Annotated in this window: 16 protein-coding genes and 1 riboswitch; of the genes, 10 read left to right on the forward strand and 6 right to left on the reverse strand. The window is 72.3% G+C overall.

Annotated elements, in window-relative coordinates; genetic code table 11:
* The 8 genes from G472_RS39925 to thiG form a co-directional block, all read left to right on the forward strand.
* Positions 1–604 (forward strand): hypothetical protein (locus G472_RS39925; RefSeq protein WP_211100282.1); only part of this gene is annotated, 604 nt, incomplete at its 5' end.
* Between the two features lie 393 nt (positions 605–997).
* Positions 998–1,573 carry a 2Fe-2S iron-sulfur cluster-binding protein gene (locus tag G472_RS36585; protein ID WP_084537008.1) on the forward strand — a complete coding sequence of 192 codons (576 nt, stop codon included), beginning with the start codon at positions 998–1,000 and terminating at the stop codon, positions 1,571–1,573.
* Entirely contained in the window at positions 1,570–2,520 is a 951-nt protein-coding gene (locus tag G472_RS0130320; protein WP_029011395.1) for an FAD binding domain-containing protein, read from the forward strand. The genes G472_RS36585 and G472_RS0130320 overlap by 4 nt, the downstream gene beginning before the upstream one ends.
* A 2-nt stretch (positions 2,521–2,522) precedes the next feature.
* A complete protein-coding gene (paoC, locus tag G472_RS0130325; protein ID WP_029011396.1) occupies positions 2,523–4,733 on the forward strand; it encodes an aldehyde oxidoreductase molybdenum-binding subunit PaoC in 2,211 nt (736 codons plus the stop codon).
* Positions 4,734–4,833: 100 nt separating this feature from the next.
* Positions 4,834–4,946: riboswitch (TPP riboswitch) on the forward strand.
* Between the two features lie 77 nt (positions 4,947–5,023).
* Positions 5,024–6,847, forward strand: a complete 1,824-nt coding sequence (gene thiC / locus G472_RS0130330; protein ID WP_029011397.1) for a phosphomethylpyrimidine synthase ThiC — start codon at positions 5,024–5,026, stop codon at positions 6,845–6,847.
* A 12-nt stretch (positions 6,848–6,859) separates the two neighbouring features.
* Positions 6,860–8,026 (forward strand): glycine oxidase ThiO, encoded by a 1,167-nt coding sequence (gene thiO / locus G472_RS0130335; RefSeq protein ID WP_051341654.1) that lies wholly within the window; start codon positions 6,860–6,862, stop codon positions 8,024–8,026.
* On the forward strand, positions 8,023–8,241 hold the full coding sequence (gene thiS, locus G472_RS0130340) for a sulfur carrier protein ThiS (RefSeq protein WP_029011399.1): 219 nt from the start codon (positions 8,023–8,025) through the stop codon (positions 8,239–8,241). The genes thiO and thiS overlap by 4 nt, the downstream gene beginning before the upstream one ends.
* 11 nt (positions 8,242–8,252) lie before the next feature.
* Positions 8,253–9,023, forward strand: a complete 771-nt coding sequence (gene thiG, locus G472_RS0130345; protein ID WP_156927318.1) for a thiazole synthase — start codon at positions 8,253–8,255, stop codon at positions 9,021–9,023.
* Positions 9,024–9,041: 18 nt separating this feature from the next.
* On the opposite strand, the gene G472_RS39330 is transcribed toward thiG, so the two are convergent.
* Entirely contained in the window at positions 9,042–9,194 is a 153-nt protein-coding gene (locus tag G472_RS39330) for a hypothetical protein (RefSeq protein WP_156927319.1), read from the reverse strand.
* A gap of 45 nt (positions 9,195–9,239) precedes the next feature.
* Positions 9,240–9,704 carry a hypothetical protein gene (locus tag G472_RS0130355; protein WP_029011401.1) on the reverse strand — a complete coding sequence of 155 codons (465 nt, stop codon included), beginning with the start codon at positions 9,702–9,704 and terminating at the stop codon, positions 9,240–9,242.
* Between the two features lie 110 nt (positions 9,705–9,814).
* Here G472_RS0130355 and G472_RS0130360 point away from each other — a divergent pair, with 110 nt between their 5' ends.
* Complete coding sequence (locus G472_RS0130360) at positions 9,815–10,459, forward strand: thiamine phosphate synthase (RefSeq protein WP_029011402.1); 645 nt, start codon at positions 9,815–9,817, stop codon at positions 10,457–10,459.
* Here the strand turns inward: G472_RS0130360 and G472_RS39335 are convergent.
* Positions 10,447–10,584 (reverse strand): hypothetical protein, encoded by a 138-nt coding sequence (locus tag G472_RS39335; protein WP_156927320.1) that lies wholly within the window; start codon positions 10,582–10,584, stop codon positions 10,447–10,449. The two genes, G472_RS0130360 and G472_RS39335, sit on opposite strands and share 13 nt — an antisense overlap.
* Positions 10,585–10,777: 193 nt before the next feature.
* Between G472_RS39335 and pyk the strand changes: the two genes are divergently transcribed.
* Positions 10,778–12,253: a pyruvate kinase gene (gene pyk, locus G472_RS36590; protein WP_051341656.1), complete on the forward strand. Its 1,476-nt coding sequence runs from the start codon at positions 10,778–10,780 to the stop codon at positions 12,251–12,253.
* A gap of 7 nt (positions 12,254–12,260) precedes the next feature.
* Here the strand turns inward: pyk and G472_RS0130375 are convergent, their stop codons facing one another.
* The 3 genes from G472_RS0130375 to G472_RS0130385 form a co-directional block, all read right to left on the reverse strand.
* Positions 12,261–12,947, reverse strand: a complete 687-nt coding sequence (locus G472_RS0130375) for a GntR family transcriptional regulator (RefSeq protein ID WP_029011403.1) — start codon at positions 12,945–12,947, stop codon at positions 12,261–12,263.
* A 128-nt stretch (positions 12,948–13,075) separates the two neighbouring features.
* Positions 13,076–14,077, reverse strand: coding sequence for an NAD(P)H-quinone oxidoreductase (locus G472_RS0130380; protein WP_035694308.1), 1,002 nt, complete (start codon positions 14,075–14,077; stop codon positions 13,076–13,078).
* Between the two features lie 219 nt (positions 14,078–14,296).
* Positions 14,297–14,963 (reverse strand): NAD(P)(+) transhydrogenase (Re/Si-specific) subunit beta (locus tag G472_RS0130385; RefSeq protein ID WP_029011405.1); only part of this gene is annotated, 667 nt, incomplete at its 5' end.

A 14,963-nucleotide genomic window follows, 5' to 3' on the forward strand; every position in this document is an offset into this window, starting at 1 on the left:
GGCTGTGTCCGGTCGGGTGTCGGACCCGGATGGGCACGCGGCGGCCCTGCTCGAGGCCCTGCTGGGGACGCTGGACAGCAATCAGTGCGCGGCGCTGGGCAGGGGGCTGGCGGCTGTGTCCGAGCGGGTGTCGGATACGGACGGACACGCGGCGGCCCTGCTCGAGGCCCTGCGAGGGTCGACGGACCGCAGTCAGTGCGCGGCGCTGGGCAGAGGTCTTGCGGCTGTGTCCGGTCGGGTGTCGGGCCCGGTCGGACATGCGGTTGCTCTTCTCGAGTCCTTGCGGCAGACGACGGACCTCCATCAGTGCGCGGCGCTGGGCACGGGGTTGGCAGCGGTGGTGCCGCATGTGTCCGACCCGGCTTCGTCACAATCTATTATAGAAGTTATTGGCGTTATGCGACTCCCGATGATGCGTGTGATGCTGAAGGACAACTCAAGGCGGCGGTTCGGTTCCCTCACCCGCCAGGAAAGCCCGCTTGCCCGTGTGATCAAGGACGTTCTCGGTTGCGACACCCTATCAGACGCGGCGGACGCGTTGCGGGCGGCCCGGCCGGGGATCGATCTTTCGCGGCCCTGGCCGGAGCCGCTGATCGACGGCTGATACGGCCGGAAAACGATCCGTTCCATTGGTTTCCGGCCGGCATGCCCCGCGAACCGGTTGACACCGGTCGTCCGTAGACGGGCAACGGCCCCCGTCGTTCCAAGGGGCTGCGAGAACGCCGTCAGGGCGCGTCAGCCCTTTGAACCGCACCCGGGTCTCCCCGCGATGGCGGTGCGCCCCCTCCCGGCCGCGGGCGGGAAATCCGCTGTGCTCCGGCCGGAACATGATGCGCCGCAAACGGTTTTCGCCGTGTGCGAACGAGGGGGCGCCGCGGGGCATCCCGACGCGGGCCGGGCGGCGGCTGCGGTGACAGGGCTCCCGCACCGCCGCCGGGTCCGTCGTCACCGGCGTTCGCCGGCCGATGGCCGGACTCCCCATGGATAGGAGAGGGCTGTGACATTGCACGAAAACACGCGCCGCGCCGGCGCCGACGCCGCCGGCGAGGACGCCACGGCCGGTGCCACGGTTCCGGTGACGCTGACGGTGAACCGGGAGGTCCGCCACCTGACGCTGGACCCGCGGACCACCCTGCTGGACGCGCTGCGCGAGCATCTGCGCCTCACCGGCACCAAGAAGGGCTGCGACCACGGCCAGTGCGGCGCCTGCACCGTGATCGTCGAGGGGCGGCGGATCAACAGTTGCCTGAGCCTGGCGGTGATGCACGACGGCGAGGCGGTGACCACCATCGAAGGGCTGGGCACGCCCGAGCGGCTGCATCCGATGCAAAAAGCCTTCGTCACCCACGACGGATTCCAGTGCGGTTACTGCACGCCGGGGCAGATCTGCTCGGCGGTGGCGGTGCTGGCGGAGATCGCGGACGGCATCCCGAGCCACGTCACCGCCGACCTCGCGGACGTGCGGTTTTCCGACGCGGAGGTGCGCGAGCGCATGAGCGGCAACATCTGCCGCTGCGCCGCCTATCCCAACATCATCGCCGCCATCCGCGCCGTCGCGGAGGGCGCGGCATGAAGCCCTTCACCTATGAGCGGGCGGAGAGCCCGGCCGCGGCGGCGCGCGCCGCGGCGCGTCCGGGGGCCCGCTTCATCGCCGGCGGCACCAACCTGCTGGACCTGATGAAGCTGCGGATCGAGACGCCGCGGCATCTGATCGACGTCAACCGGCTGGGCCTCGACCGCATCGAGCCGACGGAGGACGGCGGGCTGCGCATCGGTGCCCTGGTGCGCAACACCGATCTCGCCGCCGACCGGCGGGTGCGGCGCGACTATGCGGTGCTCAGCCGGGCGCTGCTGGCCGGCGCCTCCGGCCAGCTCCGCAACAAGGCGACGACGGCCGGCAACCTGCTGCAACGCACGCGCTGCCCGTACTTCTACACCACGACCATGCCCTGCAACAAACGGGAGCCGGGAAGCGGCTGCTCGGCCATCGACGGCTTCAGCCGCGGCCTCGCCATCCTGGGGACCGGCGCCGCCTGCATCGCCACCCACCCCTCCGACATGGCGGTCGCCATGCGGGTGCTGGATGCGCGCGTCGACACCGTCGCGGCGGACGGAACCCGGCGCAGCATCCCCGTCGCCGACCTCCACCGCCTGCCCGGCGATACGCCGCACATCGAAACCGTCCTGGCACCGGGAGAGCTGATCCTGTCGGTCACGCTGCCGCCGCCGGCGGGTGGCACCCACCTGTACCGCAAGGTGCGCGACCGCGCCTCCTACGCGTTCGCGCTGGTATCGGTGGCGGCGGTGTTCGGCACGGACGGGACCGCCCGCTTTGCCTTCGGCGGCCTTGCGCCCAAGCCGTGGCGCGCGGAGGCGGCCGATGCCGTGGCGGCACAGGGGCCGCAGGCGGTCGCCGAAACGGTGCTGGCCGGCGCCACGACGACGCGGCACACCGCGTTCAAGACGGACCTGACCCGCCGCACGCTCGCGGCCGTCTACGCCGACGCGGGGAGGGGCTAACCATGCGCTTCGATCAGCCCGCCACCACCAATCCCATCGACCGGGGGCGCGTCGTCGGCGTTCCCCACGACCGCATCGACGGCCCCGCCAAGGTCACCGGCACCGCGCCCTACGCCTACGAACGCCACGACGCGGCACCCGACGCCGCCTATGGCTGGATTGTCGGATCGGCGATCGCCAGGGGCCGCATCACCGCCATCGACACCCGGGCCGCCGAAGCCGCACCCGGCGTGCTGGGCGTGGTGACCCACGAAAACGCCGGCCCGCTCGGCAAGGGGCGCTTCAACACCGCCCATCTGCTCGGCGGCCCCGCCATCGAACACTACGACCAGGCCCTGGCGCTGGTCGTCGCCGAAACCCTGGAACAGGCGCGCGACGCGGCCGCGCTGGTGCGCATCGACTGCGTCGCGGAGGAGGGCCGCTTCGACCTGGCCGCCGGGATCGACGGCGCGGAGGTGCCGGGCCCCTTTTTCGGCAAGGATCCCGACAGCGCCGCCGGGGACTTCGACGCCGCCTTCGCCGCGGCGCCGGTCAAAGTCGATCAGACCTACACCACCCCCGACCACAGCCACGCGATGATGGAGCCCCATGCCACCACCGCCCTGTGGGCGGACGGGCGGCTGACGCTGTGGACGTCGAACCAGATGGTGGCGTGGACGGTGGGGGAGGTGGCGCGGACGCTGAACATGCCGCCCGAGAACATCCGCCTCGTGTCGCCCTACGTCGGCGGCGGCTTCGGCGCGAAGCTGTTCCTGCGGGCCGACGCCCTGATGGCGGCGCTGGGGGCCCGCCACGTCGGCCGGCCGGTGAAGGTGGCGCTGGCCCGCCCGCAGGTGCCGAACAACACCGTCCATCGGCCGGCCACCATCCAGCGCGTCCGCATCGGCGCCGACCGCAACGGGGTGATCGACGCCATCGCGCACGAGTCCTGGTCGGGCAACCTGCCGGGCGGCAATGTGGAGATGGCCGCCATGCAGACGCGCCTTCTGTACGGCGGCCGGAACCGCCTGACCCGCCACCGCATCGCCGCGCTCGACCTGCCGGAGGGCAATTCGATGCGGGCGCCGGGCGAGGCGGTCGGCATGCTGGCGCTGGAAGTCGCGATGGACGAGCTGGCCGAGGCGTGCGGCGTCGATCCGGTCGAGCTGCGCATCCGCAACGACGTGGCGTACGACCCCGAGGCCGGGCCGGACCGCCCGTTCTCCAGCCGGCCCTTCGTCGACTGTCTGCGCCGGGGCGCGGAACGGTTCGGCTGGTCGCGGCGCAACCCGACGCCGGGGCGGGTGCGCGACGGCCGGTGGCTGGTCGGCATGGGCATGGCCGCGGCGTTCCGCGGCAACCAGATGTCGCGATCGGCCGCCCGGGTGGGCGTGGACGGCCGCGGCACCGTGACCGTCGAAACCGACATGACCGACATCGGCACCGGCACCTACACCATCCTGGCCCAGACCGCCGCCGAAACGCTGGGTGTACCGCTGGAGGCCGTCCGCGTGCATCTGGGCGACAGCCGGTTCCCGGTCGCGGCGGGGTCCGGCGGCCAGTGGGGCGCCAACAGCGCGGCCTCCGGCGTGTACGCCGCGTGCATGACGCTGCGGGAGGCGCTGGCGCAGAAGGCCGGCTTCAACGCCGGGGACGCCGTGTTCGAGAACGGCGCGATCGTCGCCGGCAACCGCAGCGTCCCCATCGCCGACGTGGCCGGCCGCGAGGGCGTGTGGGTGGAGGACGCCATCGAGTTCGGCGATCTCGACAAGACGTACGCACAGGGCACCTTCGGCGCGCATTTCTGCGAGGTGGGGGTCGATGCGTACACCGGCGAGATCCGCGTGCGGCGGATGGTCGGGGCCTTCGCCGCCGGGCGCATCCTCAACCCCAAGTCGGCCCGCAACCAGATCATCGGCGCCATGACCATGGGGGTCGGCGCGGCGCTGATGGAGGAGCTGGTCGTCGACACCCGCCACGGGTACTTCGTGAATCACGACCTGGCGGAGTATCACGTGCCGGTCCACGCCGACATCCCCGACCAGGACGTCCTGTTCATCGAGGAGTTGGACGACAAGTCCTCGCCCCTGAAGGCCAAGGGTGTGGGCGAGCTGGGCATCTGCGGCGCCGGGGCGGCGGTGGCCAACGCCGTCCACAACGCCTGCGGCGTGCGCATCCGCGCCTACCCCCTGACCCTGGACAAGGTGCTGCGCGGGCTGGGCGCGGTGACGTAGACAGCCGGCCCCCGGCCCCGCGGTGGCTCCCCCCGGGCGTCCCCGGGGGGAGTCCCACAAACCGGTTGACATCGGTCGACCGTATGCCGAACAATGGCCCCGTCGTTCCAAGGGGAGCCCCGGCAAGGGGCTGAGATAACGCTGCGAGCGCGCGTGAACCCTTTGAACCTGATCCGGGTCGTACCGGCGTAGGGACAGGAACTCGAAGGGGTGCCATGGGTGCGCCCGTTCCCCGACTCTCCGTGCCACACCCGGATCTCCTCGCACCCGCACGATGGAGATCCAAGACCATGCCCGATTCCCTCACCCCCGACCGTTTCACCGTCACCACGGGGCCGCTGCCGGCCTCGCGCAAGATCCATGTGGCGGGCACCCGGTTTCCCGACATCCGCGTCGCCATGCGCGAAATCGACCTGGAGCCCGCGTCGGGCGAGCGGCCGGTGCGGGTCTACGACACGTCGGGCCCCTACACCGACCCGGCGGTGGCGACCGACATCCGCAAGGGCCTGCCGGAGCTGCGCCGCGCCTGGATCCTGGCGCGCGGCGACGTGGAGGCGTACGAGGGCCGCGCCGTGCGGCCGGAGGACAACGGGCTGCGCGCCGACGAGGACAGCCCCGTCCCCGTCTTCGACCGCGCCGGCCGGCAGCCGCTGCGCGCCCGGGCGGGACGGGCGGTGACGCAGCTCCACTACGCCCGCGCCGGCATCGTCACGCCGGAGATGGAGTACGTGGCCATCCGCGAGAACCTGGGCCGCGCCCGCGCCGCGCAGGCCGCCGCCCGCGACGGCGAGAGCTTCGGCGCCGCCATCCCCGATTACGTCACGCCGGAGTTCGTGCGCGACGAGGTGGCGCGCGGCCGCGCCATCATCCCCGCCAACATCAACCACCCCGAATCCGAGCCGATGATCATCGGCCGCAACTTCCTCACCAAGATCAACGCCAACATCGGCAACTCCATCGTCCTGTCCTCCGTCGCCGAGGAGGTGGACAAGCTGGTGTGGGGCATCCGCTGGGGCGCCGACACGGTGATGGACCTGTCCACCGGGCGCAACATCCACACCATCCGCGAGTGGATCATCCGCAACGCCCCCGTGCCCATCGGCACCGTGCCCATCTACCAGGCGCTGGAAAAGGTGGGCGGCAAGGCCGAGGAGCTGACCTGGGAGATCTACCGCGACACCCTGATCGAACAGTGCGAGCAGGGCGTCGACTACTTCACCATCCACGCCGGCGTGCGCCTGGCCCACATCCCGCTGACGGCGCGCCGGGTCACCGGCATCGTGTCGCGCGGCGGCTCGATCCTCGCCAAATGGTGCCTGGCCCACCACAAGGAGAACTTTCTCCACACGCACTTCGAGGAGATCTGCGCGATCATGAAGGCGTACGACGTCGCCTTCTCGCTGGGCGACGGGCTGCGCCCCGGCTCCATCGCCGACGCCAACGACGCCGCCCAGTTCGCCGAGCTGGAGACGCTGGGCGAGCTGACGAAGATCGCGTGGCAGCACGACGTGCAGGTGATGATCGAAGGGCCGGGCCACGTGCCGATGCACAAGATCAAGGCCAACATGGACAAGCAGCTTGCGGTGTGCGGCGAAGCCCCGTTCTACACGCTGGGGCCGCTGACCACCGACATCGCGCCGGGCTACGACCACATCACCAGCGGCATCGGCGCCGCCATGATCGGCTGGTACGGCACCGCCATGCTCTGCTACGTCACGCCGAAGGAGCACCTGGGCCTGCCCGACCGCAACGACGTGAAGGTGGGGGTGGTGACCTACAAGATCGCCGCCCACGCCGCCGACCTCGCCAAGGGCCTGCCGGCGGCGCAGGAGCGCGACGACGCCCTGTCGCGCGCCCGCTTCGAGTTCCGCTGGCGCGACCAGTTCAACCTCGCCCTCGACCCCGAGACGGCGCGGGACTACCACGATCAGTCCCTGCCGGCGGAGGGGGCGAAGGTGGCGCACTTCTGCTCCATGTGCGGGCCGAAGTTCTGCTCCATGAAGATCTCGCAGGAGGTGCGCGACGCCGCCGCCGGCGATCCGGCGCAGGGCATGGAGGAGATGGCGCAGACCTTCCGCGCCCGCGGCGGCTCGCTCTACCTGCCCGCCACCTGACGGGAGGCGGCGATGATCGGACATCCGGACGGACGCGGCGTGGCCGCGTCCGAACGCCCCGCCATTGCCGTCATCGGCGGCGGGATCATCGGGCTGGCCATCGGCTGGCGGCTGGCCGCCGCCGGCTGCCGGGTCGACGTGTTCGACGCGGGGCGGGCGGGGCAGGGCGCCACCCGCGCCGCCGCCGGCATGCTCGCGGCCGACGCCGAGGCCGAACCGGGGGAGCAGGCGCTGCTGCCCCTCAACCGCCTCAGCCGGTCCCTGTGGCCGGCCTTCGCGGCGGAGCTGGAGGCCGCCTCCGGCCTGACGGTGGACCTGCGGTGGGACGGCACGGTGCAGATCGCCCTGTCGGCCGACGACACCGCCCGCCTGCGCCACCACCACGCCTTCGCCCGCAGCCTGGGGCTGGAGCAGCACTGGCTGACCGGCGCGGAGGCGCTGCGGCGCGAACCGCACCTGCGGCCGGGCCTTGGCGGTGCGCTGTTCAGCCCCGGCGACGGGCAGGTGGACAACCGCAAGGTCGCGGCGGCGCTGGTGGTGGCGCTGCGGCGGGCCGGCGGCCGCCTGCACGAGGACCGGGCGGTGGAGGAGGTGGTGGTGGAGCGTGGCCGCGCCACCGGCGTGCGCGTCGCCGGCACGCTCCACCGCGCCGACCGGGTGGTGCTGGCGGCCGGCGCGTGGTCGCGCCGCATCCCCGGCATCCCGCCGGAGGCGCTGCCCCCCGTGCGCCCCGTCAAGGGGCAGATGCTGGCCCTGCGCATGGACCCGGCGGCGCCGCTGCTGCGCGGCGTGGTGTGGACCCCCACCGCCTATCTGGTGCCGCGGGCCGACGGCCGGCTGATCGTCGGTGCCACGGTGGAGGAGCGCGGCTTCGACGACCGCCTCACCGCCGGCGGCGTCTACGCCCTGCTGGACGGGGTGTGGCGCGCCCTGCCGGGTGTCGAGGACCTGCCGATCGACGAGATGTGGACCGGCTTGCGCCCCGGCAGCCGCGACGACGCCCCGGTGCTGGGGCCGTGCCCGGTGGACGGGCTGGTGCTGGCCACCGGCCATCACCGCAACGGCATCCTGCTGGCCCCCGTCACCGCCGACGCGGTGGCCGGGTTCGTCCTGACCGGCGATCTCGACGCCGCCGCCCGTCCCTTCACCCTCGACCGCTTCCGGGAGTGTGCGGCATGAGCGATCCCGCCCCCATCACCGTCAACGGCCGGCCGCAGCCGGTACCCCCCGGCGCCACGGTGGCCGGCGTCGCCGCCGGCCACGGGCTGGAGGCGGGCCGCCGCGGCGTCGCCGTCGCCCTGAACGGCCGCGTCGTGCCCGCCCGCCTGTGGGCCGAAACCCCGGTCGCCCCCGGCGACACCCTGGAACTCGTGCACGCCCTGCAGGGCGGATGAGGAACCCACCCATGGACGACACCCTGACCATCGCCGGCCGCAGCTTCCGCTCCCGTCTGTTCCTGGGCACCGCCGGCTATCCCAACCGGCGCGTCCTGCTGGACGCCCTGGCGGCCGGCGGCACGCAGTTCGCCACCGTCTCCATTCGCCGCATCAGTCTGGACGGCGACGCCGAAAGCCTGGTCGACGTGCTGACCGGCCGGGTGGAGCTGCTGCCCAACACCGCCGGCTGCACCACCGCCCGCGACGCGGTGCTGACCGCCCGCCTCGCCCGCGAGGCGCTGGGGACCGAGTGGGTGAAGCTGGAGGTCATCGGCGACCGCGACCTGCTGTACCCGGATGTGGAGCAGCTTCTGCGCGCGACGGAGGAACTGGTCGCCGACGGCTTCGTGGTGCTGCCCTACTGCAACGACGACCCCGTCACCTGCCGCAAGCTGGCCGACGCCGGGGCGGCGGCGGTGATGCCGCTGGGCGCCCCCATCGGCTCGGGCCTCGGCATCGTCAACCCCCACGCCATCGCGGCGATCTGCGCCCGCAGCCCGGTCCCCGTGGTCCTGGACGCCGGCATCGGCACCGCATCCGACGCGGCCCGGGCCATGGAGCTGGGCTGTGCGGCGGTGCTGCTGAACACCGCCGTTGCCGGGGCGCACGACCCCGTGCGCATGGCCGCCGCCATGCGCGACGCGGTGACCGCCGGCCGCGCCGCCCGCCTGGCCGGCCGCATCCCCCTGCGCACCGGCGCCGAACCCTCCAGCCCGCAACTGGGGCTGATCGGGTCCTGAAGGGGGGTGGGGGCCGGCTCACGGAGCGTACCAGAGCGTCCCGGCCAGCGGCCATTCGGAGAGGATGCCGCTGCCCACCAGCAGGGCCTGGGCCGCGACGACGGCCAGGCCGAAAGCGTGGAGGCGCAGGATCAACCGGGTGCCGGACCCGGGTGCCACGAACCGTTTCATGGGTCCCTCCCTTCGCGCCGGACCTCCGCCGGTCCGGGTCACGTGTCATACGGGAGTATGAGCAGTCATCGATAATGAGGGCAGAGCGGATGATCGGCAACACAGACCTTCGTCCGATGGTCGGGGGACCAGCAGGGCGTGGTCGGCGCTCAGGTGTTCGCAGATCCAGTCGCGCAGGGAGGCCGCCGCCGCCGGCCGGTCGCGGTCGGCGTTGAGGGAGGCGTGGACGATATCGGCGATGGCCCGGAAGTCGTGCCGGGCGATCCGCCGTTGCGGCGGAAGGATCAGGCCGCGGTGGAGGAGCAAGCCGTCCTCGCGCACCACATGGCTGCGGATGTGGGCGGCCAGGATGTCGAAGGCACCGGCGGCGCAGACCGGCGACGCCCGCGATTCCATGGCGCGGGAGAAATCGTTGTAGAGGATGACCATGACCTGATGATCGTCATCGACCGGGCGGACTCCGGTCGCGTGCCGGTCGGTCCAGTGCAAGCGCAGGGGGCGTCGATCCATTCCATTCCCCTCGGCAGGCTTGTCGCTGCGCATGGTGCCTTTATAAGGCCCTCGTTCGGACTATGCTGGCACCCGTTCGCTGACCAAGCAAACTATTTATTTCGATAGCCATGATCCCTCGTCCGTCGCTGCTCGTGATCACCGACCGCCACCGTGCCGGCCGGCCGCTGCCCGAACTGGCCGACGCGCTGTTCGCCGCCGGTGTGCGCTGGCTGTCCCTGCGCGACAAGGACCTGGAGGAGGGGGAGCGTCTGGCCCTTGCCCGCACCCTGGTGGCGCGGGGACGTCGCCACGGGGCGGTGGTCACGCTGCACGGCGCGCCGGAGACGGCGCTGGCGGCGGGGGCGGCCGGGGTCCATCTGGCGGACGGCGGCGACCCGCGCCACGCCCGGGCGATCCTGGGGCCGCGGGCCCTGGTGGGGGTGTCGGCGCACGACGCCGCCGGCCTCGCGGCGGCGGCGGCGGGCGGGGCGGACTACGCCACCCTGTCGCCGGTGTTCCCCACCGCGAGCAAGCCGGGCTACGGCCCGGCGCTCGGCCCGGAGGGGCTGCGGGCGGCGGTGGCCGGGCTGCGGCTGCCGGTGCTGGCGCTGGGGGGCATCGGCCCGGCGCAGGCGGCGGCGGCGATGGCCGCCGGGGCCGCCGGCGTGGCGGTGATGGGGCTGGCCATGGCCGGTCCCGATCCGGCGGCGGCGGTCGCCGCGCTGCTGGCGGTGTCGGGGCCGGGTCGGCCGGGGCCGGGTCAGAAGGTGTAGAACTCCGTCCACAGGGGCCAGGGGTCGGCCAGACCGGCCAGCGCCAGCAGCCATTGGCCGAGCGCCACCAGACCGCCGATGGCCAGCAGGCGCAGCACGAGGGCGGTGGTTCGGCCGGCGGGCATCGGGGCGCCTCCTTGCGCGTGCGGGACGGGTGCGGGCGACGGGGTGAGCCTACGCTTTGCCGGGGCGGCCGGCACGTTGCGGCCGGGTGACATTCCGGACTGCGAAATTTCCGGGGTGCCCCGTTGCCGCGCGGGCGCCTCCGCCCTCAGCATGCCTCCGGCGAAACGCATAGGAATGATGGAGACACAGGCGATGCCCCGCGGACGCAGCACGAAGATCGTGGCCACGCTCGGCCCGGCCAGCTCGACGCACGATCGCATCCTGGCGCTGGCGGAGGCGGGCGTCGACGTCTTCCGCATGAACGCCAGCCACGGCACCCAGGCCGAGCACGCCCGGCGCTACCGCACCATCCGCGACGTGGAGGACATCCTGGGCCGTCCGGTGGGCATCCTGCTTGATCTGCAAGGGCCGAAGCTGCGCGTCGGCACCTTCGCCGACGGCCCGGTGGACCTGACCCGCGGGTCGCGGTTCCGTCTCGACCTCGATCCGACGCCGGGCGACCGCACCCGCGTCTGCCTGCCCCATCCCGAGATCTTCGCCGCCCTGACGGACGGGGTGGAACTGCTGCTCAACGATGGCCGCATCCGCCTGCGCGTGCGCGCCTTCGGCCCCGACTTCGCCGACACCGAGGTGGAGGTCGGCGGCGTCCTGTCCGACCGCAAGGGCGTCAATGTGCCGGGCGTCGCCCTGGCGCTGAGCGCCCTGTCGGAGAAGGACCGCAGCGATCTCGCCTTCGGCCTGACGCTGGGGGTGGACTGGATCGGCCTCAGCTTCGTGCAGCGCCCCGAGGACATCCTGGAGGCGCGCGCCCTGATCGGCGACCGCGCCCGCATCATCACCAAGATCGAGAAGCCCGCCGCCCTGCCGCACCTGGCCGAGATCATCCGCCTGTCGGACGCGGTCATGGTGGCCCGCGGCGACCTCGGCGTGGAACTGCCGCCGGAGGAGGTGCCGGGCCTGCAAAAGCGCATGATCCGCCTCAGCCGCGCCCTTGGCCGGCCGGTGATCGTCGCCACCCAGATGCTGGAATCCATGATCTCGGAGCCGACGCCGACCCGCGCCGAGGCGTCCGACGTGGCGACCGCCGTCTATGACGGGGCCGACGCGGTGATGCTGTCGGCGGAAAGCGCGTCGGGTCAGTTCCCCATCGAGGCGGTGGCGATGATGAACCGCATCGTCACCCGGGTGGAGCGGGACCCGCTGTACCGCACCATCATGAACGCCGACCACCCCGCACCGGAGCCGACCACCCCCGACGCCATCTCCGCGGCGGCGCGCCAGGTGGCGGAGACCATCTCGGCGGCGGCCATCGTCACCTACACCTCCACGGGCTCCACCGCGCTGCGCGCCTCGCGCGAGCGGCCGGCGGTGCCCATCCTCGGCCTGTCGTCGGACCGCGCCACGGCGCGCCGGCTGGCGCTGGCGTGGGGGGTGAACCCCGTGTGGACGGACGACGTGAATGATTTCGCCGAGATGGTGGCCCGCGCCGGCGAGGTGGCGGCGGCCGAGCGGATCGGCGCTCCCGGCGAGTCGCTGGTGGTGACCGCCGGCTATCCCTTCCGCACGCCCGGCGCCACCAACAGCCTGCGGGTGGTGACGATCCGCGAGGGCGGTCGCGGCGAGACGGCGGCCCGGGCGGCGGCGGGGGCGCTTCCCACCCCCGCCTGAGCGGGGGTTACAGGAAGTCGCAGTGCTTCTCGACGTGGGCGGCGAGGCCGAGCGTGTGGTCGCGGACCAGCCGCTCCGCCTCGTCGGCGTCGCGCCGCTCCAGGGCGTCGATGATCGCCTTGTGCTCGGCGATCGAACGCTCCGCCCGGTTCTCCTGGCCGATGGTCAGCTTGCGGATGGCGCGGACGTGGATGAACAGGTTGTCCGTCATCTCCTGCAGGAGCTGCGACCCGCCGAGGCGGATGATGCTCTTGTGAAAGGCGATGTTGGCGTCGGAATACTCGCTGACGTGATCCTTGGGGCTGCGCTGCTCGAAATCGCGGAACAGCTCCCACAGGCGGTGGATGTCGTCGGCCGGGGCGCGGATCGCCGCCAGACGCGCCGCCATGCTTTCCAGCGCCGCCCACGCCTGGATGATCTCGATGATCTCGGTCTTGGTCTTGCGCACCACGAAGACGCCGCGCCGCGGCAGCAGGCGGATGAATCCCTCCTGCTCCAGCAGCGTCAGCGCCTCGCGGATGGGGGTGCGGCTGACGCCCAGCAGCTCGCTGAGCTGGCGCTCCTCCAGCCGGATCTCCTCGGCGTGGTCGTAGATGTCCATCTCCGTGATCGCCTGCTTCAGCGCGTGATAGACCTGGCTGCGGAACGTCGTCCCGGTGTCGAGCGGCTGAACCTTCAGAGACGGCGCGTTCATCGGCATCCACTTCCCTTGTGCGGCCGGGGTGCGCCCCGGCGTATCCTGAATCTCGGATACCAGATGCACATCCGGCGCAACAATGTCCAGATGGTTTGCCGGAACGGTGAGGGATTTTGTGCCGCGGCTCAGCGTGCGGTCACCAGGACGATCTTGCCGACGTGGCGGTTGCTCTCCATCAGGCGGTGCGCCTCGGCGGCTTCGGTCAGGGGGAAGGTGGCGTGGACCACCGGGCGCACACGCCCCGCTGCGACCAACGGCCACACCCGGGCGCGGAGCTGGCCGGCGATCGCCTCCTTGTAGGCGACGGGGCGGGCGCGCAGGGTGGAGCCGGTCAGCGTCAGGCGCTTCAGCATGACGGGGGCCAGGTTGATCTCCGCCTTCGGTCCGCGCACGAAGCCGATGCAGACGTAGCGGCCGTCCATGGCCATGACCTCGACGCTGCGCCGCACATAGTCGCCGCCGACGATGTCCAGCACCACGTCGACGCCCTTGCCGCCGGTCGCCTCGGTGATGACGGAGACGAAATCCTCCGACTCGTAGTCGATGGCGCGGTCGGCGCCCAACCCGATGCAGGCCTGCACCTTTTCGGCCCCGCGGGCGGTGGCGAAGACCTCCGCGCCGAACGCCTTGCCCAACTGGATGGCGGTGGTGCCGATGCCCGACGTGCCCCCGTGCACCAGCAGCCGCTCGCCGGGTTGCAGGGCGCCGCGCTCGAACACGTTGGACCACACGGTGAAGGTGGTTTCGGGCAGGGCCGCTGCTTCCGCCATGGTCAGGCCGTCGGGGACGGGCAGGCATTGCGGCGCGGGGGCGGTGCAGTATTCGGCATAGCCGCCGCCGGCCAGCAGCGCGCACACCGCGTCGCCCGCCTTCCAACCCGTGACGCCGTCACCGACGGCGGCGATGCGGCCGGCGACCTCCAGGCCGGGGACGTCGCTGACGCCCGGCGGCGGGTTGTAGCGGCCCAGGCGCTGGAGCACGTCGGGCCGGTTGACGCCGGCGGCCTCCACCCGGATCAGCACCTCGCCGGGGCCGGGGGCGGGGACCGGCCGCGTGCCGGGGACGAGGACCTCCGGGCCACCGGGCCGGCTCACGTCGATCGCCACCATCGTCTCCGGCACGTTCATGGAAATCACCATTTCTCTTGGGATTATCGGGGGCCGCCATTGCGCCCGCGGCCGGGCAGGGGGGCAACCGCCGGCGGGCGGCTTTCCCGACAGGCGGAAAAGCCCCGCCCCGTCCCGGCGCCGCACCCGGGTGTGGACGGGGCGGAACGGGGCGGGGCGGGGCCGCGGGCCGGCGGAACGCCGCATCCTGTCGGCGGCATCAATGGGATGCCGTCGGTGTCAGGCGGCTTCCGTGGCCTTCACGACCTCTTCGGTGACCTTCTTGGCGTCGCCGAAGAGCATCATGGTGTTGGGGCGGAAGAACAGCTCGTTCTCCACGCCGGCGTAGCCGGACCCCATCGAGCGCTTTATGAAGAAGACGGTCTTGGCCTTCTCCACGTCCAGGATCGGCATGCCGTAGATGGCCGACTGCGGGTCGGTCCTGGCCGCCGGGTTGGTCACGTCGTTGGCACCGATCACGAACGCCACGTCGGCGGTACCGAAGTCGCGGTTGATGTCCTCCAGCTCGAACACCTCGTCATAAGGCACGTTGGCTTCGGCCAGCAGGACGTTCATGTGGCCGGGCATGCGCCCCGCCACGGGGTGGATGGCGTACTTGACGTCCACGCCTTCCTTCTTCAGCAGATCCCCCATCTCGCGCAGGGCATGCTGGGCCTGCGCCACCGCCATGCCGTAGCCGGGAACGATGATGACGGACTGGGCGTTCTTCATGATGTAGGCGGCGTCTTCCGGCGAGCCGGCCTTGACCGTCCCGCGCTCACCGCCGCCGCCGGCCGCGGCACCCGCCGACTCGCCGCCGAAGCCGCCGAGGATGACGTTGAAGATCGAGCGGTTCATGCCCTTGCACATGATGTAGGACAGGATCGCGCCCGAGGAGCCGACCAGC

The organism is Azospirillum halopraeferens DSM 3675, from assembly GCF_000429625.1.
GTDB lineage: Bacteria > Pseudomonadota > Alphaproteobacteria > Azospirillales > Azospirillaceae > Azospirillum > Azospirillum halopraeferens.